At 35.6% G+C, this 20,012-nt stretch carries 22 protein-coding genes; 18 read left to right on the top strand and 4 right to left on the bottom strand.

Annotation, left to right across the window (positions count from 1 at the left end):
• The first annotated feature begins 81 nt into the window (after positions 1-81).
• From nadA to M947_RS21425, 18 genes are read left to right on the top strand one after another with little or no spacing between them, the layout of a single operon-like run.
• A complete protein-coding gene (nadA, locus tag M947_RS21505; RefSeq protein WP_021288222.1) occupies positions 82-1,080 on the top strand; it encodes a quinolinate synthase NadA in 999 nt (332 codons plus the stop codon).
• Positions 1,077-1,892: a carboxylating nicotinate-nucleotide diphosphorylase gene (gene nadC, locus M947_RS21500; RefSeq protein ID WP_031348115.1), complete on the top strand. Its 816-nt coding sequence runs from the start codon at positions 1,077-1,079 to the stop codon at positions 1,890-1,892. The genes nadA and nadC overlap by 4 nt, the downstream gene beginning before the upstream one ends.
• Before the next feature lie 55 nt (positions 1,893-1,947).
• Positions 1,948-2,085: a hypothetical protein gene (locus M947_RS23545; RefSeq protein WP_021288220.1), complete on the top strand. Its 138-nt coding sequence runs from the start codon at positions 1,948-1,950 to the stop codon at positions 2,083-2,085.
• On the top strand, positions 2,086-3,135 hold the full coding sequence (flhB, locus tag M947_RS21495) for a flagellar biosynthesis protein FlhB (protein ID WP_021288219.1): 1,050 nt from the start codon (positions 2,086-2,088) through the stop codon (positions 3,133-3,135). It abuts the gene before it with no gap.
• 13 nt (positions 3,136-3,148) lie between these two features.
• Positions 3,149-3,823: a DHH family phosphoesterase gene (locus tag M947_RS21490; RefSeq protein WP_021288218.1), complete on the top strand. Its 675-nt coding sequence runs from the start codon at positions 3,149-3,151 to the stop codon at positions 3,821-3,823.
• Complete coding sequence (gene pgp6, locus M947_RS21485) at positions 3,824-5,185, top strand: peptidoglycan metallopeptidase Pgp6 (RefSeq protein ID WP_021288217.1); 1,362 nt, start codon at positions 3,824-3,826, stop codon at positions 5,183-5,185. It abuts the gene before it with no gap.
• 20 nt (positions 5,186-5,205) lie between these two features.
• On the top strand, positions 5,206-5,469 hold the full coding sequence (locus tag M947_RS21480; RefSeq protein WP_021288216.1) for a hypothetical protein: 264 nt from the start codon (positions 5,206-5,208) through the stop codon (positions 5,467-5,469).
• 1 nt (position 5,470) lies between these two features.
• Positions 5,471-6,355 carry a UDP-3-O-acyl-N-acetylglucosamine deacetylase gene (lpxC, locus tag M947_RS21475; RefSeq protein ID WP_021288215.1) on the top strand — a complete coding sequence of 295 codons (885 nt, stop codon included), beginning with the start codon at positions 5,471-5,473 and terminating at the stop codon, positions 6,353-6,355.
• A complete protein-coding gene (locus M947_RS21470) occupies positions 6,352-6,810 on the top strand; it encodes a hypothetical protein (protein WP_021288214.1) in 459 nt (152 codons plus the stop codon). Before lpxC ends, M947_RS21470 begins: the two co-directional genes overlap by 4 nt.
• A gap of 8 nt (positions 6,811-6,818) precedes the next feature.
• The gene (gene thrB, locus M947_RS21465; protein ID WP_021288213.1) at positions 6,819-7,700 is read left to right on the top strand and encodes a homoserine kinase; all 882 of its coding nucleotides are present in this window, start codon (positions 6,819-6,821) and stop codon (positions 7,698-7,700) included.
• Between the two features lie 31 nt (positions 7,701-7,731).
• Positions 7,732-7,995 (top strand): DUF448 domain-containing protein, encoded by a 264-nt coding sequence (locus M947_RS21460; protein ID WP_031348112.1) that lies wholly within the window; start codon positions 7,732-7,734, stop codon positions 7,993-7,995.
• Positions 7,979-10,615: a translation initiation factor IF-2 gene (gene infB, locus M947_RS21455; RefSeq protein ID WP_021288211.1), complete on the top strand. Its 2,637-nt coding sequence runs from the start codon at positions 7,979-7,981 to the stop codon at positions 10,613-10,615. The genes M947_RS21460 and infB overlap by 17 nt, the downstream gene beginning before the upstream one ends.
• Before the next feature lie 31 nt (positions 10,616-10,646).
• A complete protein-coding gene (rbfA, locus tag M947_RS21450; protein ID WP_021288210.1) occupies positions 10,647-11,003 on the top strand; it encodes a 30S ribosome-binding factor RbfA in 357 nt (118 codons plus the stop codon).
• A complete protein-coding gene (locus M947_RS21445; protein WP_021288209.1) occupies positions 11,000-11,446 on the top strand; it encodes an LSm family protein in 447 nt (148 codons plus the stop codon). The genes rbfA and M947_RS21445 overlap by 4 nt, the downstream gene beginning before the upstream one ends.
• A gap of 22 nt (positions 11,447-11,468) precedes the next feature.
• Positions 11,469-12,479 carry a bifunctional diaminohydroxyphosphoribosylaminopyrimidine deaminase/5-amino-6-(5-phosphoribosylamino)uracil reductase RibD gene (gene ribD, locus M947_RS21440; protein WP_021288208.1) on the top strand — a complete coding sequence of 337 codons (1,011 nt, stop codon included), beginning with the start codon at positions 11,469-11,471 and terminating at the stop codon, positions 12,477-12,479.
• Between the two features lies 1 nt (position 12,480).
• A complete protein-coding gene (gene ubiE, locus M947_RS21435) occupies positions 12,481-13,215 on the top strand; it encodes a bifunctional demethylmenaquinone methyltransferase/2-methoxy-6-polyprenyl-1,4-benzoquinol methylase UbiE (RefSeq protein WP_021288207.1) in 735 nt (244 codons plus the stop codon).
• A 4-nt stretch (positions 13,216-13,219) separates the two neighbouring features.
• The gene (gene xseA / locus M947_RS21430) at positions 13,220-14,407 is read left to right on the top strand and encodes an exodeoxyribonuclease VII large subunit (protein ID WP_021288206.1); all 1,188 of its coding nucleotides are present in this window, start codon (positions 13,220-13,222) and stop codon (positions 14,405-14,407) included.
• Positions 14,404-15,003 carry an FmdE family protein gene (locus tag M947_RS21425; protein WP_021288205.1) on the top strand — a complete coding sequence of 200 codons (600 nt, stop codon included), beginning with the start codon at positions 14,404-14,406 and terminating at the stop codon, positions 15,001-15,003. The genes xseA and M947_RS21425 overlap by 4 nt, the downstream gene beginning before the upstream one ends.
• A 366-nt stretch (positions 15,004-15,369) precedes the next feature.
• On the opposite strand, the gene sppA is transcribed toward M947_RS21425, so the two are convergent.
• The 4 genes from sppA to M947_RS21405 are packed head-to-tail and all read right to left on the bottom strand — an operon-like array spanning position 15,370 to position 19,993.
• The gene (sppA, locus tag M947_RS21420) at positions 15,370-16,239 is read right to left on the bottom strand and encodes a signal peptide peptidase SppA (protein WP_021288204.1); all 870 of its coding nucleotides are present in this window, start codon (positions 16,237-16,239) and stop codon (positions 15,370-15,372) included.
• A 3-nt stretch (positions 16,240-16,242) separates the two neighbouring features.
• On the bottom strand, positions 16,243-17,460 hold the full coding sequence (gene mqnF, locus M947_RS21415; RefSeq protein ID WP_021288203.1) for an aminofutalosine deaminase family hydrolase: 1,218 nt from the start codon (positions 17,458-17,460) through the stop codon (positions 16,243-16,245).
• A gap of 57 nt (positions 17,461-17,517) precedes the next feature.
• Complete coding sequence (locus tag M947_RS21410; RefSeq protein ID WP_021288202.1) at positions 17,518-18,636, bottom strand: glycosyltransferase family protein; 1,119 nt, start codon at positions 18,634-18,636, stop codon at positions 17,518-17,520.
• On the bottom strand, positions 18,626-19,993 hold the full coding sequence (locus M947_RS21405; RefSeq protein ID WP_021288201.1) for an FAD-dependent oxidoreductase: 1,368 nt from the start codon (positions 19,991-19,993) through the stop codon (positions 18,626-18,628). Before M947_RS21405 ends, M947_RS21410 begins: the two co-directional genes overlap by 11 nt.
• Positions 19,994-20,012: the final 19 nt, after the last annotated feature.

Raw genomic sequence — 20,012 nt, 5'->3', positions numbered from 1 at the left:
GTTGTGACATTTTACTTTAGTTATAGTTATAAGTTTATAAAATGCGATATAATTTTAAAATTAAAAACTAAGGGAAGTTTGTTGAAGTTTACAAATGAAGAATTAAAGCAAAAAATTATTGAGTTAAAAAAGAAATTAAGTGTAACTCTTGTTGCACATTTTTACCAAAGAGATGAAGTTTTTGAGATGGCAGATATCACAGGGGATTCATTAGAGCTTGCTATAAAAACAAGAGATGATGATGCTGAGTTTGTTGTCTTTAGTGGTGTTGGCTTTATGGGACAAAGTGTAAAAATTCTCTCTCCACATAAAAGGGTTGTGATGCCAAAGGCAGCTTGCTGTGCTATGGCTAGAATGATTGACTCCATGTACTATGATGATTCAGTTAAGTTTTTAGAAGATCATGGGATAAAAAAAGAAAATATTATGCCTATTACTTATATAAATTCAAATGCTGATGTAAAAGCAAAAGTAGGCGAGATGGGTGGTATGGTTTGTACAAGCTCAAATGCTAAAACAATCATCACAACAGCGATGGGAGAGGGTAAAAAAATTCTTTTTGTTCCAGATAGATGTTTAGGCCAAAACATAGCAAATCAGATGGGGCTAAAATCATGCGTAATAGGGGATGGTAAAGACCCAAATGATGTAGATATTATCTGTTATAACGGTTTTTGCTCAGTCCATCAACTCTTTAGTGTAGAAGATATTGAATTTTACCGTAAGAAATATCCAGGTATTTTAATAGCTGTGCATCCTGAATGTGATCCAGCTATTTGTAATGCTGCAGATTTTGTAGGTTCAACTTCTCAACTAATAAAATATATAAAAGAGTTGCCACTAGAGCAAAAAGTTGCAGTTGGGACGGAGTTTAACCTTGTAAACCGTCTAAGGAAGAAAAACACATATGTTCTCTCATCTACAAAACCAGAGTGTCCAACTATGAATGAGACAACCTTAGAAGATGTTTATCTAACACTAAAGTCCATAGATGATGGCGAACCTTTAAATGAGATAGAGATAGATCCAAAAGTTCAAAAATGGGCAAAGGTAGCGCTAGAGAGAATGTTGGCACTATGATAAAAGAGTTTGTATCAGCCACGCTAAGAGAAGATATAGGTCGTGGAGATTTGTATGCATTAGTAGAGCCAAGCGTAGGTGCAAAGGCTAAAATAATAGCTAAGAGTGATGGAGTTGTAGCTGGAGAGATCTACCTAAACGCACTAAGCGAGATAAAGAACTTTGAGATTATCTGGCATAAGTGTGATTCGCAAAGTTTTGTAAGTGGTGATATTATAGCCACACTAAGTGGAGACTCGCACACAATTTTAAGTATAGAGAGAACACTTTTAAATATCTTATTACACGCAAGCTCCATAGCTACACTTACAAGAAAATACGCAGATATAGTAAAACCATATGGTGTAAAACTGCTTGATACTAGAAAGACTAGACCGCATCTAAGAGTTTTTGAAAAGTATGCTACAAGAATCGGCGGAGCGGTGAATCATCGTATGGGTTTAGATGACTCGCTCATGATAAAAGATACTCACCTAAAAACTATCAAAAACCTAAAAGACTACATTAACAAAGCAAGAAAAAAAATACCTTTTACTGCAAACATAGAAGTTGAAGCTGAGACTTATGAGATGGCAAAAGAGGCGATGGAGAGCGGTGCTGATATAGTTATGTGTGATAATATGTCACCTGATAAAATAGCTAGGGTAGTAGCTTTTAGAGATGAGAATTTTTCACATATTTTACTAGAAGCGAGTGGGAATATTTCACTTGAAACTATAGAATCTTATGCAAAAAGTGGAGTTGATGCCATAAGTAGCGGTGCGTTGATTCATCAAGCTAATTGGATAGACTTATCCATGAAGATTGATTAAGAATTTTACAAAAAACCTAATATAGGTTTTTTGTGTGTTCTTCTAGGAGAGTTAAATGGCAGATGATGCAGAAAAAACCGAAGATTGCTACCATTTGAACAAAAAAGGAACAAGTCCCTTTTTTTACGCTAAGCGCTATGCTACTAAAGAAAAACCTAATATAGGTTTTTTGTATGTTCTTCAGGAGAGTTAAATGGCAGATGATGCAGAAAAAACCGAAGAACCCACCTCCAAAAAGATTGAGGATGCTAGGAAAGAGGGGAATGTTCCAAAGTCTCAGGATGCTTCTGGGGTTGTAACTCTTTTTGTAGCTATATTAGCTTTTTTGATGCTTTTTCCTTATATGGCTACTCATGTTTTAAACCTTTTTAAATACTACTTCTCACTTGTAGGAACTCCACTAGACAAGCTTTTTATGCTTGATATTGCCATAGTTACGATAAAAGAGTTTCTCTTAATTATTATGCCAATTGCCCTCTCAGTTGCTTTAGCTGGGGTTGTAGCTGCTTTGTCTCAGTTTGGTTTTTTGTTTACTCTCCAAGCTATCGAGCCAAAATTTAGTAAGCTAGATCCCATCAAGGGAATGAAAAATCTGATATCCATAAAAAAATTTATAGAGGGAATTAAGGTCACTTTTAAATCTTTTACCACTTTGGGAATCGGCTTTGTGTTTTTCTTTTACTTTATATTAGAGCTCCCAACCGTAGCACTTTTTGGTTTAGGCGACCAACTCTCATGGCTTAGAGATAAGGCGATAATTTTAGCTTTTGTTATGCTTTTTATTGTTTTTGTTTTCGCAATTATTGATATTATTATTGTAAGAAAACAGTACTTTGATGGACTAAAGATGAGTAAACAAGAGGTTAAAGATGAGATGAAAAACATGGATGGAGATCCAATGGTAAAGGGAAAAATTCGTCAAATCCAGATGGAAGCATCAAGAAAAAGAATGATGGCAGAAGTTCCAAACGCTGATGTGGTCATTACAAACCCAACTCACTATGCAGTGGCATTAAAATATGAAGAGTCAAAAAGAGCACCTTTTGTAGTAGCAAAAGGCATGGACAATATCGCCCAACAAATCAAAAAAATAGCGAGAGAAAATGGTGTGCATGTATATCAAAATCCTCCATTAGCTAGGGCTTTGTATAAAGATGTAGAGATAGACAAACAGATACCAGATGAACTTTTTGCAGCAGTAGCTGAAGTTTTAGCCTTTGTTTATAAAATGAATAAGAAATAGTGTACAATCTCAAATGTACAATATAGTAAGTATTTTAGAAAAAATTGAAGAAGCTAAAAGTGTTATGATAGTTACTGATGCTAAACACTTAGCATTATCGAGTGCTTTATACACACTTGTACTCATAAAGCACAAAAAAATCACTCTTGTTTGTGAAGATGAAAACTTAGATCAAAGGTTCTCATTTTTGCCGTGGTTTGATAAGATTAAAACAAAAAAAATCTTAAGTGCAGATTTAGTAATAGAGATAGACTTTAGCTCTTTGGATTTTTTTACACAGTTGAAAAAAAAGTCTCTTAAAATCAATAAAAAAATGGCTACAGCACTCTATGGAGGACTTCTTCAAGAGAGTGATGGCTTCTTAAATCCTGATGCAAATGGCATGATTTTTGCTGCGGCAAAGGAGCTAATAGATCTCAAAGCTGAGTATGAACTTTGCACTAAAGGCTTACTTCAAACTAAGAGTCTTGCACTTCTTAGACTAAAGTCTTTGATGTTTAAGTCTATGATATTGCAAAACAATGCAAAAGAGGCAATCTTTAGAATATGTGAAGATGATTTGAAATCAAGTGGTGCTAGTATTAGGGATTGTGATGAGATTTTAAAAGAAGCACTGCATCTGCCTTATGTAGAGATAGTAGCTCTAAAAAATAGTAAAGATGAAATTATAAAAGTTAAGGAAAAATAGTTGTCAAAAAGAAATTCTTCACTGGGTATTAAGCTGATATTGGCTTTGATGGTAGTAGCGGGCATTTATGTCTATACATCTTCTATGTTTGAGAGAGAGTCTCCAATCATAACAATGCAAACTAACGGTTACTGGAACTTAAAAAAACCACTGAGTATAGAGATAGATGATACTAGTGGTGTAAAGTCATACAGCGTGATTTTAAAAACAAAAGATGAACAAAACACTCTTTATCATGAAAAACTAATAGTTCCCAAAAAACAGGTTCAACTAGAGGTTGAACCCCCAAGAAGTGCTTATGGCATGAAAGACAGGAGTATCAAAGTAATAGTTGAAGCAAATGATGCTAGTAAGTGGAGTTTTTTTAAAGGAAATAAAGCTATAAAAGAGTTTGAGTTAAAAGTTGATAAAAAAAGACCAGAACTCTCCATAATAAGTAACTCATACAAGATAAATAAGGGAGGTTCTGCTCTTGTGATATTTAAAGTTAATGATGAGAACTTGAAAGATTTTTACATAGAGACAAGCTTTAACAAAAAGTTTATACCACAACCTTTTTATAAAGAGGGCTATTATATCTCACTACTTGCATGGCCTGTAACAGAACAAAGTTTTAAAGCAACTATAGTAGCACGAGATTTCGCTTCTAATGAGAGTAAATCTTACATACCACTATATATAAAAGACAAAAAATATAGAGTCTCAAATATAAATCTAAGTGATAATTTTTTAAAAGGAAAAATTGCAGAGCTAGCTGAGGAGTATGTAGAAACTCAGGGTGTTAGCGATCCAATAGCTCAGTTTAAACTTATCAATGAAGATGTAAGGTTCAAAAATGAGAAGTTAATAAAAGAGATAACTTCTAAAGTCTCAAAAGAGATGATAAGTGATTTTAAGATAAATGAGATGTATCCATTAAAAAATGCACAAGTTGTTGCTTCGTTTGGAGATCATAGAAAATACTCATATAAAAATGAATATATAAGTGAGTCATACCATCTAGGCTTAGACATGGCGAGTAACGCTCATGCAGAGATAAAACCGCAAAATGGTGGAGATGTGGTTTTTGCTGATTATAATGGCATCTATGGACATATGCCAATCATTTCTCATGGTTTAGGACTATACACACTTTATGGGCACTGTTCTAGTGTAAAAGTAGGTGTTGGAGATATAACTAAAGTAAAACAAAACATAGCAAATACAGGCAAAAGTGGTTACGCTATGGGAGATCACCTTCATTTTGGTGTTTTAGTTCAGGGCATAGAAGTTCGCCCCGCTGAGTGGATGGACAAAGAGTGGATGAAGTTAAATATACAAGATGTAATAAAGACAGCAAAAAGTGTTATAGATAGAAGTTAAAATTTAATATAGGACAGACAATGAAATTATTCTTGCCGCTAGGAGTAACTTTTTTAAAAAAAGATAAGTCTTTAGTGAGAGGAATTGAATCTGGACTTGTTCGGATTCAAGGAGACAGAAAAAAAAGAAGACTCTCGCCGATAGGCGTAGCTTTAGTGAGAGGAATTGAATCTGGACTTGTTCGGATTCAAGGAGACAGAAAAAAAAGAAGACTCTCGCCGATAGGCGTAGCTTTAGTGAGAGGAATTGAATCTGGACTTGTTCGGATTCAAGGAGACAAATAATATGTACCAAACTACTATAAAAAAACCCGTTGAATTAGTTGGAATTGGTTTGCATAAAGGAACGCCTGTTCGCTTAAGACTAGAACCACTGGAATCAAACAGCGGAATCATATTTTATAGAAGTGATGTTGATGTAGCTATCGCGCTGATCCCAGAGAATGTAGTAGACACTAAAATGGCTACAGTTATTGGTAAAGATGGAGTTGTTATCTCCACCATAGAGCATATGCTCTCAGCAGTTTACGCTTATGGGCTTGATAACTTAAAAATCATAGTTGATGCAGATGAGATTCCAGTTATGGATGGAAGTAGCGCTAGTTTTTGTATGCTTTTAGATGAAGCGGGTATACAGGAGTTGGACAAGCCAAAAAAAGTGATGCGAATCAAAAAAGAAGTTATAGTTCAAGAGGGCGAAAAGTATGTAAAACTATCCCCCTCAACTGATCTTAAATATGATTTTACTATTAAGTTTCCTCATCCTGTTATCAACAAACAAGAGTATGTTTTAGAATTTACTAAAGAGAGTTATAAAAAAGAGATAGCACGAGCTAGAACTTTTGGTTTTTTGCAGGAAGTCCAATATTTGCGCTCAAAAGGTTTAGCTCTTGGTGGAACACTTGAAAATGCAATAGTTTTAGATGATAAAAAGATATTAAATCCTGAGGGTTTGAGGTTCTCTGATGAGTTTGTAAGACATAAGATTCTTGATGCTATTGGAGATATGTCTTTGATTGGGATGAATTTCGTAGGAAACTATGAAGCGATGGCTGGCAGTCATGACTTAAACCATAAGTTGACCATAGAGCTACTCAGCAGTCCTGAAAATTATGAAGTTATAGAGTTAGTTGGAGAAAAAACAGCTGAGCTTGAGAAGGCATACGCTTGAGAGAAGTAGATGTTGTCTTAGTCGCTCTATCTTCGCCCATAAAAATTGGCATCTATGAAGATGCAAAGCTTATAGAGACTATAGAGAGTAAACAGATGAGTTCAGAAGTTTTACCAAAAATATATCAAGATATTTTTAAAAGATTTCAAATAAATAAACTCTTTTATGCAAATGGACCTGGTAGTTTTATGGCTATAAAAGTAGCATATATTTTTCTAAAATCGCTTAGTATCTTAAAAAACATTCCACTTTTTGCTACAGATGCTTTTTATTTTAATAAAAATGCACCTATAAAAGCGATTGGAAAGCTATTTTTTGTTAGAGTTTCATCACAAATTACTACTCGTAAATTAGAAACAGCACCAGCGATGGAGTTTTGGCTCCCAGATGTGCTTGATTATAAAGAGTTTAGCACAACAGCAACACCGCTTTATGGCATCGGTGCTGTTGGATAGGAAAATAATTGATAATAAGCGTACCAGGAACAAGTGCCAACTTAGGACCAGGATTTGACTCTTTAGGTTTAGCAGTTGAGTTGAGGAATAAAGTGGAGTTTCATCCATCAAAGTTTTTCAGCGTTAGCATAAAAGGTGAGGGAGAAAACAACCCTAGATTAAAGGGAAACAATCTCTTTGTTGGAATCTTTAACGACCACTACAGCAGACTAACTCAAAAAAAGCAAAATTTTAAGTTTACTTTTTATAACCAGATTCCAATGTCTAGAGGTTTAGGAAGCTCCTCTGCTGTAATAGTTAGTGCTATTGCTAGTGCACATGAGGCAGCTGGGATTAGAGTCTCAAAAAGAAGGATTTTAAATCATGCTCTTGTTTATGAGTCTCATCCTGATAATATTACTCCTGCTGTTATGGGTGGGTTTAATGTTGCAGCAGTTGAGAAAAACAAGGTGTTTTCACAAAAAAAACATCTTCCATCATATATAAAAGCTATAGTTACTATTCCAAATAAACCCATAAATACATCAAAAGCTAGAACACTTTTGCCAAAATCTTACTCAAAAGAGAATGCAATATTTAATCTATCTCATACAGCATTGACTGTTGGAGCTTTTTTTAATGAAGATTGGGAGATGTTAAAACTTGCCACCCAAGATAGATTTCATCAAAAAGCTAGAATGAAAATTTTACCAGAACTCTTTTCGGTTCAAAAAACAGCTTATGAGAGTGGAGCTTTGATGAGTACGCTCTCAGGGAGTGGTTCAACATTTTTTTCTATGGCTTATGATGAAGATGCAGCTATGATAGCGAACAAACTAAGCCAAAAATTTCCAGATTTTATTGTAAAAATTTTGGATTTTGACAATGATGGATTGATAATAGAGAGATAATCTCTGTTAATTCAAGTAAGATTTAGATATAATGGCGAAAAAATTTCATCAACCCCTTCGAATGTGTGTCTCTTGTAGAGCTAGAGATGCACAAAGTAAGATGCTGAGACTTCAATGCACTGATGGTTCATTAGAGAGATTTAAAGGTTATGGAAGAAGTTTTTATTTATGCAATGAATGTATCTTATCTGAAAAAAAAGTCACCAAAGCACTTATGCGCGAATGCAAAAGTCCAGATAGAGATAGATTGATAAACAAACTAAAGGAGATCATCACTGATGATAGAAAAAGTTAGAGTACACGAAATTGCCAAAGAGCTTGGTATTGCTTCTAAAGATGTTTTAGAAAAAGCAAAAAAAATGGGTCTTGAAGTAAAATCGGCACAAAGCGTTGTTACTATGGAGCAAGCTGAGGGATTGGCAAATTTTATAATGAATGGCGAACCGATTCAAGAGATCCAAAAAGAAAAAGAATCTCCAAAAGCAAAAAATGATACTCCAAAAAAAGAAGAAGCTCCTCAGGTAGAAAAAAAACTACAGGAGACAGAACCTTCAACAAAAGAGACTAAAGAAATACTCAAAGAAGAACCCTCTAAAAGTGAGGTCTCTCAAACAGATTTGAAAAAAGATGAAACTACAAAAGAAGAGAGTGTAAAAGATAAGGCTCAAATCAAATCAGAGAAAAATACTAGCTCTATTAAGGTAGTTGAGCCAGTAGCTGCTCGTCAGATTAAAAAAACTGGGTTAAAGATCGTTAAAAAGAAAAAACCAAAGCAAGAAGAGGTCTATGAAGCTCCTAAGAAACAAGCACCTGTATCATCTTATGGTAAGGTCAGTGCTGAGGTTTTAGAAGAGTTAGCGCAAAAGAAAAAATCAAAACAAAGTAGTGCACCCACTAGAAAAAAAGAGACTGGAACTAAGATAGATATATTTGGTGGATCTATGAGCGAAGTATCTATGGATATGGATGATCAGGTAACTCTGCTTGATTTAAATTCAACAGAGAGAGCACCTCTTCCTGCAGAAGAACCTAGAAAACCACGTACTCCAAAACCAATAGGGCGAAATGCTAACAAAAGACAAGCACCTCGTGGCAGAAGAGTCTCTCGTGATAAGAGAAAAAAATATATAAAACCAAATCAAGAAGAAGAGATAGTAACTCATGTAGAGATTCCTGAGGATATTCGTGTTTATGAGTTTGCAGAGGCTATAAAGAGACCTATGTCAGAGGTTATAAAGGTTCTTTTTGATTTAGGTCTTATGATGACTAAAAATGACTTTTTAGGAAATGATGAGATTGAGATTTTAAGCGAAGAATTTGATGTTGAAGTCACGATAGTTGATCCAAAAGATGCATTTAACTATGAAGAAGATTTAGCACAAGATATAGAGAAAGATCCAGATGCTACTAAAAGACCTCCTGTTATTACTATTATGGGACATGTTGACCACGGTAAAACTTCACTTCTTGATGCTATTCGTAAAGCAAAAGTATCTGAGGGTGAAGCTGGTGGCATCACGCAGCACATTGGAGCTTATACAGTACAACAAAACGGCGAAGCTATAACATTTTTAGATACCCCAGGTCACGCTGCGTTTTCACATATGCGTCAACGCGGTACAGATGTAACTGATATTATTGTAATCGTTGTAGCTGCTGATGATGGTGTTAAGCCTCAAACTTTAGAAGTTATAAAGATAGCAAAAGAGTCGGGTGCGCCTGTTATCGTAGCACTAAACAAGATGGATAAAGAGACAGCTCAACCAGATATGGTTAAGGGTCAAATGGCAGAACATGGCATAAGCCCAGTTGATTGGGGCGGAGATGTAGAATTTATCCCAGTATCTGCAAAAAGTGGAATGGGAATAGATGACCTTCTTGAAAACATCCTTATAACTGCTGAAGTGCTAGAGCTTCGCGCAAATGAAAATGCTATGGCTAAGGCTACAGTTGTTGAGTCTTCACTAGAGAAAGGTCGTGGTCCAGTTGCTACTGTAATCGTTCAAAATGGTACTTTAAAGGTCGGAGACTATGTGGTTTGTGGAAGTTCTTATGGTCGCATTAAAGCTCTAATAGATGAGAATAATAAGCAGATAAAATCCCTACTTCCAAGTTATACTGCAGTTGTTGTAGGTCTTAATGAAGTCCCTGCATCAGGCGAAGTTATGATGGCAATGGAGAGTGATAAAGAAGCTAAAGAGTACGCTCAAAAGCGTCATGAGTATGATAGACATATAGAACTTTCACACTCTACAAAATCAACTCTTGAAGATATGACTTCTATGATAGCTGAGGGTAAATTAAAATCACTTAAAGTTGTTTTAAAGACTGATGTTCATGGAACTCTTGAAGCACTTAAAGAGTCACTAAGTGAGCTAAGAAATGATGAAGTAAAAATCAATATTATCTCAAGTGGTGTTGGTGGGATAACTGAAAATGATGTTGAACTCGTTTCAAATTCTGAAAATTGTGTACTTTTAGGTTTTAATGTTCGCCCAACTGGTAGTGTAAAAGCACTTGCTAAGCAGAAAAATGTAGATATTAGAACTTACTCTATTATCTATAAACTACTTGATGATATTACTATGATGTTAACAGGCATGATGGCTCCGAAATTCACTGAAGAAAACACAGGTCAAGCAGAAGTTAGAGATACATTTAAGATACCTAAGGGAATGGTTGCTGGATGTGTTGTCGTAGATGGCAAGCTTGTTCGTGGTGGAATGGTTCGTGTAATCCGTGATGGTGTGGTCATTTATGAAGGCGAGTTGACTTCACTAAAACGCTTTAAAGATGATGTTGAAGAAGTTGGTAATGGTTATGAGTGTGGTGTAGTTATTAGTGGATACGATGATGTAATTGTAGGTGATACGATAGAGACATTTAAAAAGATAGAACAAAAAATCTCACTATAGAATTTTTGAAAAAAAAGGATAAGTTTAGTTTATGAATGAAGCTGAGATAAAACTTAAAAGAATGGAGTCAATCTTAGTAGAGCTGATTCCAGAAGCTTTGGGACATTTAAATGATAAAAGACTTCATGATTTAGAAATCTTAGAAGTAAAATGCTCTCGTGGAAGGAGTGATGCTAAGGTTTATATAAATCCTAGTAACTTTAAAGAGAGCGAAAAAATTGCATACTTAAAACAACTAAACAAAGCCAGACCTATAGTAGAAGACTTTTGTCTTAAAGACCAAGGTTGGTACAGATGCCCAAAGTTAACATTTGAGTTTGATACGCAGTTTGAAAAATCTCAAAACCTAGAAGAGCTGTTTAAAAAGATAGAAAAGGAAGAGTCATGAGCTTACATAGTGATATAGAGTCTTTAGTCTCTTCGCTTGATCTTGAACTCTACGACAGTGCAGTTGTGAGTGAAAATGATGAGGCAATTTACCGTGTTAGCGTAATCTCTAAAAAAATAGTTGACGGCAAGAGAGCTGGCGTTAGTCTTGATGATTGTGTAGAACTTACTCATCTCATTTCTCCTCTTCTTGATGTCTCACCTCCTGTTTCAGGCGAGTATAGACTTGAAGTTGGGAGTCCTGGGATTGAGAGAAAACTCACTACTATAGATCACTTTAAAAAGTCAGTTGGCGAAAATATCTCTTTTGGGCTACAAAAAGATAAAATCAAAGGGCTTTTACAAAAAGTAGAGGGCTCAAAACTCTTTGTTATCGTTGATAATGAGCCAGTAGAATTTGAATTTAGTGACATAAAAAAAGCTAGAACCTACTTTGAGTGGTAGAGAAAATCATTAAGATACTATTATGCTAATAGATGATGATTTTTTTATGTCTCTTGCCATAGATGAAGCCTGGAAATATCAAGGATTAACATATCCAAATCCAGCTGTAGGATGTACTATAGTTGGGGAAAATAAAGAGCTCTTAGCGATAGAGGCTCATAAATGTGCTGGTATGCCTCATGCAGAAGTTTTAGCACTTCAAAGTGCTTACTTCAAACTTACAAATGATGCTAAAATTTTAGACCTTGTAGACTCAAGTGAAATTCACAACTATTTACTCCTCCATCATAACAACTGCTTTAAAAATATCTCACTATATAGCACCCTTGAACCATGTTCACATATTGGTAAAACCCCTTCTTGCGCATCTCTTATCTGCTCTCTTGGCATTAAAGAGGTTTTTGTTGGAGTAAGAGATGCAAATATAGTTGCATCTGATGGAGCTTCTATGATGCTTGAAAATAAGGTTGATGTAAAATATACAACTCTGCAAAAAAGAGCTAAAGACTTAATTTTGCCATTTGAGAGATTTAACAAAGATCAGTTTGTCTTTTTTAAATGGGCACAAAGACTAAATGCAACTACAGATACAGGAGTTATTAGCTCGCAAAGTTCAAGGCAAAAAGTCCACGCTATGAGAGATGTTTGTGACTTGCTTATTATCGGTGGCAACACAGTAAGAGAAGATAGACCAACTCTTGATGCAAGACTTGTAGATGGAAAAGCCCCAGATGTTTTGATACTCTCAAGGGGTGTTGAGTTTGATAGAGAGATACCACTATTTAGTGTACCATCGCGAGAGGTCTATATAGAAGATAGCCTTAAACGGATAAAAAACTATAAAAACATTATGATAGAGGGCAGTTTTAATATGTTTGAACTTACTAAAGATATAGTAGATATATATCTATGTTTTTTAGCACCTACTATGGGTGGCGTAAGTGGATTTGAAGATGCAAAGGCCGGCTTTGAGATTTTATATACAAACCAAGAAGACAAAGATATAATGCTGTGGATGAAAAGGGAAATATAATATGCAAGATGTACAAAAAGAAGAAAAACAGACAAAAATAGTATCGATGTTTGATAATATCGCGCCAACCTATGACACTGCAAATCGTGTTATGAGTATGGGCGTAGATAAGAGCTGGAGACGCAAGGCTTGTGACTTGGCCTATGAATTTTACGCAAAAGATTCTATAGACAGGATAGTTGATGTAGCTTGTGGAACTGGCGATATGATGGACTTTTGGAAGTCTCGTTCAGAGGTCGCTGGCATTGCAGTTGGCGAGATTGTCGGAGTTGATCCATCAGTTGGAATGGTAGATGTTGCAAGAGAGAAGTTTCCAAAATTTAACTATCACATCTCAAAAGCGACAGAGATTCCACTACAAGAAAAGAGTGCGGATTTTCTAAGCATTACTTATGGCATTAGAAATGTTGTCCAAAGAGGAGAGGCTCTAGTTGAGTTTAACAGAGTTTTAAAAGATGATGGGCTTGTGATTATCTTAGAGTTTATGAAAAATGAAAACCCATCACTACTAGGGCGTATAAGAGACTTTTATATGAATAAAATTCTACCAAAAGTAGGTGGGTTTATCTCTAAAAACTTAGAAGCCTATGAGTACTTACCAAACTCTATAGGAGATTTCTCAACTGTAGAGAACATGCAAAATGAACTAAAAGATGCTAAATTTGAGGTACTCTACACTAAGAGTTTTTCTATGGATATCTCAACACTTATAATAGCGAGAAAGATTAAAGTTTAAAGTGATGAATATACTATCAGTCTCAAATCTAAATGAACAAATCAAGACTCTTTTAGAGACTAGTTTTAGTCATGTTATAGTTGAGGGAGAACTCTCTCGCATCACACATCATAACTCCGGACATATCTACTTTAGCATCAAAGATAAAGACTCTACTATCAGTGCTGTGATGTTTAGAGGAAATGCTTCAAAGCTAAAGTTTCGACTTGAAGAGGGCATGAAAGTCATTATAAATGCAGCTTTAACTCTTTATAAACCTCGTGGAGCTTACCAGTTAAACTGTTTTAGCGTTGAGCCATCAGGTCAAGGAGCACTAGCCCTTGCTTATGAGCAGTTAAAGCAAAAGCTCTCATCTAAGGGTTATTTTGAGCCAAGTATAAAAAAAACTCTTCCAAAGTTTCCTAAAAAAATAGCCTTTATAACATCAGCAACGGGTGCTGCCTTGCAAGATATGTTAAGGGTTGCAAATAAAAGATATAAAGCTTTGTCTATAGATGTTTATGATGTTTTAGTTCAGGGTGAGAGTGCAGCAGCATCTATTGTAAATGCCATAACTTTAGCTGACATAAAAGAGTATGACTTTATCATTGTTGGTCGTGGTGGTGGAAGTATTGAAGACTTGTGGGCTTTTAATGAAGAGATAGTAGCAGATGCTATCTTTTTGGCAAAGACTCCTATAGTCTCAGCGGTGGGTCATGAGATAGACTGGGTTATTAGTGATTTTGTGAGTGACTTAAGAGCTCCTACTCCTAGTGCTGCTATGGAGATGACGCTGCCAGATATAAATGAGCTTTATCAAACGCTTGACTCCCTATCCTTACAACACACTCAACTTATCATGCAAAAGATACAAAACTTAAAACAAGAGTTGTCACACCTTAGCAAGCTCTATAATGCAAACTCTGTAGATAAAAAGTTGCTTCAAAAGATAGAAGAAGTTAAGCTACTAAGAGATTCTTTTATAAGCAGAATAAAACACAAAGTGAGTGTTGCTCAAAGTCAAGTTCAAAATCTTCAAAAGATGCTAGAATCAAACCATCCAAAATACAAAAATAAAAAAGGCTTTGCACAGATATCTTTTAAATCCAAGCCTATAGATATAAACGAGCTTGAAATTGGGGATGAGTTTTTAGCACAGACTCACGAGATAAGTATAAGTGCCAAAGTTATAAAAAAGGAAAAAATTATATGAGTTATCCAGATTTTTTTAATAGTGTAGAGACTATAAAAGTTAAAGATCCACTCTCGGGGATTCTAGGCGCATTTGACAAGGGCGAGTATGAGTTTTGTTATCTTGATGTTGTAAAGTCAGCAGGGCATAGTTGTCCTACAGTTGCAGGGGCTTACCTTATAACAAAAGAGGCATTAAAAGCTCTATACACAGATGAGTTAGCAGTTCGTGGAGAGGTAAAAGTAGAGTTTAAAGAGGCTCTTGAAGAGGGTGTTGCTGGTGTTATAAGCAGTGTTATCTCTCAAATTACAGGTGCAACAGACGTGAGTGGTTTTAAAGGGCTTGCAGGAAAGTTTGCAAGACACTCTTTGATGGATTTTAACTCCAAGATAGACTCATCAGCTCGTTTTACAAGAGTAGATAGTGGTAAATGTGTAGATGTTTACTATAACCCATCTTCCATTGCACCAGATGCTAAGATGCAAGAACTTATGCAAAAGATGATGAGTGGGCAAGCCGAGCCACAAGAGATAAAAGAGTTTGGTGAACTTTGGCAAGATAGAGTTAGAAGAATCTTTGAAAATAGTAGTAGTGTTATAGAGGTTGTGGAGGTTTAGAATAAACAGCATCAACTATATATGTGTCACACCTCAGGTGAGGTGTGACGAGAGTTAGACTCTTTTTGTCACTTTGGATTTTAGCTTTTTTGATCGAGTGGAGTCGTTAAGAAAATGCAACTGTTTGAGCGAAGTGAGTTTTGCATTTTTAGACGAAACGACCGAAAAAAAGCGTTAAGAAATCCAACTCGTGACATGGTTTTTGCTTACTTTTTTAAAAAAGTAAGATGTAGAATTTCATTGAAAACTAAAGAAAGCGAGGTTTTGAGAAACGCTAACCAATGGCGTTCTCCACGATGAGTCCCGCAAAATAGGCGAGGCTAAAGCCTCACTTCCAAAAGCCCTGTCAGCTTTAAAATCTCACTTTTATTTCAAAACTATAGATGGAAAGTAAGTGTGAAGAACGACTGCTGTAGATGCAGTTAGTTTTTTCATAAACTTATCAAACTTATCCTCTTTGTTCCAGATAGGGTTTTTTACACCGCTAAGTTCTATGACTCTCATCTTTGCATCATAACTAACTCCTAACGAGTCTATCAAACCTACTTCTTTTGCTTGAGATGCTGTAAAGATGTGCGCGTTTGCAAACGAGTCTCTTTTTTTGATGTCTAAGCCTCTCGCATCTGCTACATCCCCAGTAAACATATCGTAAGTTCCTTGTATAACCTTGTTTAACTCATTTACCTCGTAAGTTTCCCACTCTCTGTTTGGAGTCCCAATTTGTTTATATTTTCCAGCTTGAACACTTTGAGTTTTTATGCCAACTTTATCCATAAGTTCACTAAGGTTTGCCCCTTGCATAATAACACCAATGCTACCAACCATAGAGCCTGGGTTTGCGATGATTTCATCTGCCCAGATGCTAGCGTAGTAGCTACCACTAGCTAGTGTGCCACTCGCATAGACTATTACTGGTTTTTTCTTTTTTAGCCTCTTTAGAGCATAAGCTATCTCTATAGATGGAGAGACTGCGCCACCTGGGGAGTCAACTACAAGTAAAACCCCTTTTATATTATTATTTGATTCTGCTTTTTCAATCTGCGCTAAAACCTCTGATACTTCCATAATAGGTCCACTTAGGTTTATCTGCTCTAAATTGTTTGGAATTAGATTCTCCTGACTTGCTGGTGCGAAAATCAAAAAGAGAATAAGAACAAAAATCATAGCCTTGAAATGTTCTTGAATGAACTTGAGAGTGGCACCTATGGGAGAAAATATCTTTTTTAAAAACTGCATTATCTAACCTTTTATCGCTTTACCGTTTATATAAATTTTAGAGATATTATATCTATGTAAGATTAAATGAATTGCTAACTCTTCATTTGGCTTTTTTTCTAAGTCAAGCACAAGCATATCTGCATTTTTACCTTCTTTTATCTCGCCAGTATTAAGTCCTAAAGCAGTTGCTGCATTTTTTGTAACACTTAAGATAAGTTTTTTTGCAAGTTCTAAAAGTGGTATCTTATGGTGCATAAAAAGCGCTACTTTCATCTCTTCAAACAAGTCAAGTTTATAGTTAGAGCTAAGTCCATCAGTTGCACAAACCCAGTTTATATTTTTTGCTTCTAATGCTTCTAGGTCAAGGGCACCATTTCCTAAAAGTCTATTTGAAATGGGGCAGTGGATAATTGTATGAGCATTAGTTGCAATACTATTTAACTCATCTTCATTTGCCTTTACAGCGTGAGTTAAGAGCGTGCTATGAGCGGTAAAGTGCTCTAAAAATTCACTAGCGTCACTGACATTTGCATTTTGCTTTAAAAGTTTGCTAAAAAAATTTTTAAAATCTCCGCTACTATCATCAAGCCAATCTCTCTCTGCATCGCTCTCCATAAAGTGAGCAGTGAGTTTTAACTTTTCACTCTTTACAATTTCAAGAGCTTTTTTTATAAGAACTGGATGAACAGAGTAGGGCGAATGAATAGCTACAGCTGGGTAAAACCCCTCTCTTTTAATCGCTTTTGATGCATCTAGTCTTGAGATAAAGTCACCAAAAAGTGCATCTGCCATAGTAGCTTGAGAGCCGATTAACTCATTAAAATATACAACATTTTGAGCAGATGTGGCACAAGCATCCAAATCCATCCCATGCGAACTAATAGCTCCAAATGTTGTGATGCCACCATCAAGCATAGACTCAAGCGCCTTGCTCATACAAGCACTATCGCATTCACCAACAAGCTCTTCTCGGTTCTCTATAACGCTATAGAGCCAGTTCATAAAGTCCCCATAGCTTAGAGTGGTTTTGTTTGCACTAAACTCTATATGAACATGGGAGTTTATGAGTCCTGGCATGATAAGTGAATTTTCTTGAAGCTGGGTTACTTTTGCATCTGGATATAGCTCTTTTAGCTGATGGAGTGGTGCTATTTTGTGTATGGTTTTATCATACGCAATGGCTTGATTTTTTAGTAGTTTATCTGGTGTTAAAATATAATTTGGAGAGATTATTTGCATTTTTTATCTTAGTTTTAAAGTTAGGCTGATTATATTTAATAAGCTTTAAAAAGCTTATTAAAGTGATTCTAGTTTTTCGTAGAGTTCTTTTGCCATTATTTGGTAGTTTCGTTTGTGATGGAGTAGTTTTTCTTGTCCAGCGTGTCCCATCTTTGCTATATCTGCTTGGCTCATCTCTATAATGGAGTTTAGCTTTTTAGCAATTTCATCACTTTTAAACTCACAAAAAAGTGCATCTTCATCACAAAAAAGCGTGCGGTTTTTTAGGTTATCAGTTAGAAGTGTAGGGATTGCACACGTGTAGTAATCCATAGTCTTAGCAGGGATGGCAGTTGAGTAGATTGGGATGTTTGGAAGTAGAGCAATACCCACATCACAAGCATCTATATGCTCTCTTAATTCATCTAGCGTGTCAGCTTTTAAAAGGCTTATTTTATCACTGATAGTAGGATATTTTGCTATAACAGCTCTTGCAAATTCTGAATCACGTGTAGAGATATTTAGATGCCACATTTTTGACTTTAGGTTACTAAAGGCGACCAAGACTTTTTCAAAATCTCTAAGAGAATCAAGAGTTCCTACATAGATAAAGTGTCTCTCATCTCCACTTGATTCTTTATGTGGTTTTATCTTAGCTGGGTCTAGTCCTGCAGGAAGTGGAAAGCTCAGAACTCCACTATTTGCATAAAAAGTATCTTCCATATCTTTAGAAGTTGGCATAAAGATATCACACTGTGCTAAGAGATTTTTCTTGCTTTGTGCAGTAAAGTAATTTTTTACACTATCAATAAAAGTGACACTATTTTTTGCTTTTTTTGTCTCATAATACTCCTCTTTTTTAGGAAAGGAGAGTCTATACCCAACTTTGTAACCATATTTTTGCCTGTTTGCTAAGATATTTTTTAGAATATCAGGTTTGTTACGAACAAAAACATAATCATATAAAGATAAATCAACTCCCTTAGAGTCAAGATAACAACTTATCTCTTTTTTATACTGAATGGGAACTACAAAATCATTACCCTTTTCTTGAAAACTATTTTTAAACTTTGTAAAATAGACAATATTTACGTCTAAATACTCTTTTAAGTAGCCATTAAAGAGTGGTCCGATTGTGCCATGTTCAGAATACTCTTGTTGGTCAGTAATATATAAAAGCTTCTTTTTACTCTTCATGTCCATCTCCTTGTTTGTCATCTTCTACTAACTCATCATAGAAGAGTTTTTTGTTAAACTCATAACCCAAATACTCACAAATATGCTCTACATCACGAAGTGCATTACCTAAACAAGAAGTAGCTCCCGGCGATGGTGTCATGTTAAAGATGATTCCTTCGCCTGTATTTATAGAGGCCTCTCCAAGCATAAGTTTTTGGTTTTTTTTATCAAGAATCTGGGGTCTTATCCCACCAAAACCTTTAGCATAAGAGATGTCATTCTCACTTAGAGATGGGACTATCTTCTTTGCATCTTGGAGGAAGAGTTTTTTGTTAATATATGGAACTTCAAACATAAAGTTTTTAAGCACATAGTTTCTTATATCTGAGTCTTTTAGTAGGTCATAAAAGATTTTAACAACATTAGTATCAAGTCTTAGTGTTTTAAAAAAGTCAAGATAAGTTCCAGACTTAAACCTCTCTAGTTTTGGTAGCATCAAAGCAGTTGGACCAAATCTTGTAAAACCACTTACTAAGATATCAGGATCACCGTGTAGGGCAGCAAATGGGAGTTTTGGATTTTGCACCATATAAACTTTTCCATTTAGAATTTTACGGTTTGCCATGTAAAAACTCCCAGCCATCGGAAGACAACCAAAATCAAGTCCATGACCCATTTTGTGAGCAAGAAAGAGTGAATGAGCACCTGCATCAACAACAACGAAGTCAGCGGTAAACTGACTCATTGTCGTTTGTATATGATAGACGCTACCTATCTTTTGAATCTCCTTTACTTCGTTGTTAAAAAATATATCAGTTACCTTGTCTTTTATCTTTAGAGTATTGTCTATAAAAGAATCACTCAAAGCTTTGAAGTCAACTGTTGTATATTCGCCTCTTGCACCCATGGCAACTATATCCTCAGGTCTCTCATTGTGATCTTCATCAAAAATAACGGCAGGCTCAATCAGGGCTAAATCCTCTTTTGTGTAGAGCTCTAAGTAGGGGTAGAGAGACTTAAACTCTTTGTAGCGGTTTTTGATGTAAGTGACCTCTTCATAACCAACGCCTAGCGCCATCTTTTGGTGCGAAAATATTACTTTGCCTTCATAACCATGGTTTAGACAATATTTCTCAACCATCTTGGCAGTTCTCTTAACTTTTTTGGCTTTTTCTAAGGTGTAGTTCGTCTCGATATCTCCACAGTGGATAGTTTGTGAGTTTGCGGAGCCGTTAGAGTTTAGTGATGAGAGTGAGCCATATTTTTCAAGCAGACAGATACTCTTTATATCTGTGTAGCGGCCAAGCTCGTAAAATAGGGCAGATCCAGATACACCACCTCCTACTACTATTACGTTGTAATGGTTTTGTGTCATAATCTCTCTTTATATGATT

Source organism: Sulfurimonas hongkongensis (assembly GCF_000445475.1).
In the GTDB taxonomy this organism is placed as follows: Bacteria; Campylobacterota; Campylobacteria; order Campylobacterales; family Sulfurimonadaceae; genus Sulfurimonas; species Sulfurimonas hongkongensis.
This window is presented reverse-complemented; position numbering and strand designations above follow the sequence as displayed.

Bases quoted from the DNA above. Each gene is read 5' to 3' on its own strand.
- nadC (WP_031348115.1), top strand. From the start codon at position 1,077: ATGATAAAAGAGTTTGTATCAGCCACGCTAAGAGAAGATATAGGTCGT.
- M947_RS23545 (WP_021288220.1), top strand. From the start codon at position 1,948: ATGGCAGATGATGCAGAAAAAACCGAAGATTGCTACCATTTGAACAAA.
- flhB (WP_021288219.1), top strand. From the start codon at position 2,086: ATGGCAGATGATGCAGAAAAAACCGAAGAACCCACCTCCAAAAAGATT.
- M947_RS21490 (WP_021288218.1), top strand. From the start codon at position 3,149: ATGTACAATATAGTAAGTATTTTAGAAAAAATTGAAGAAGCTAAAAGT.
- M947_RS21480 (WP_021288216.1), top strand. From the start codon at position 5,206: ATGAAATTATTCTTGCCGCTAGGAGTAACTTTTTTAAAAAAAGATAAG.
- lpxC (WP_021288215.1), top strand. From the start codon at position 5,471: ATGTACCAAACTACTATAAAAAAACCCGTTGAATTAGTTGGAATTGGT.
- M947_RS21460 (WP_031348112.1), top strand. From the start codon at position 7,732: ATGGCGAAAAAATTTCATCAACCCCTTCGAATGTGTGTCTCTTGTAGA.
- infB (WP_021288211.1), top strand. From the start codon at position 7,979: ATGATAGAAAAAGTTAGAGTACACGAAATTGCCAAAGAGCTTGGTATT.
- rbfA (WP_021288210.1), top strand. From the start codon at position 10,647: ATGAATGAAGCTGAGATAAAACTTAAAAGAATGGAGTCAATCTTAGTA.
- M947_RS21445 (WP_021288209.1), top strand. From the start codon at position 11,000: ATGAGCTTACATAGTGATATAGAGTCTTTAGTCTCTTCGCTTGATCTT.
- ribD (WP_021288208.1), top strand. From the start codon at position 11,469: ATGCTAATAGATGATGATTTTTTTATGTCTCTTGCCATAGATGAAGCC.
- ubiE (WP_021288207.1), top strand. From the start codon at position 12,481: ATGCAAGATGTACAAAAAGAAGAAAAACAGACAAAAATAGTATCGATG.
- xseA (WP_021288206.1), top strand. From the start codon at position 13,220: ATGAATATACTATCAGTCTCAAATCTAAATGAACAAATCAAGACTCTT.
- M947_RS21425 (WP_021288205.1), top strand. From the start codon at position 14,404: ATGAGTTATCCAGATTTTTTTAATAGTGTAGAGACTATAAAAGTTAAA.
- sppA (WP_021288204.1), bottom strand. From the start codon at position 16,239: ATGCAGTTTTTAAAAAAGATATTTTCTCCCATAGGTGCCACTCTCAAG.
- mqnF (WP_021288203.1), bottom strand. From the start codon at position 17,460: ATGCAAATAATCTCTCCAAATTATATTTTAACACCAGATAAACTACTA.
- M947_RS21410 (WP_021288202.1), bottom strand. From the start codon at position 18,636: ATGAAGAGTAAAAAGAAGCTTTTATATATTACTGACCAACAAGAGTAT.
- M947_RS21405 (WP_021288201.1), bottom strand. From the start codon at position 19,993: ATGACACAAAACCATTACAACGTAATAGTAGTAGGAGGTGGTGTATCT.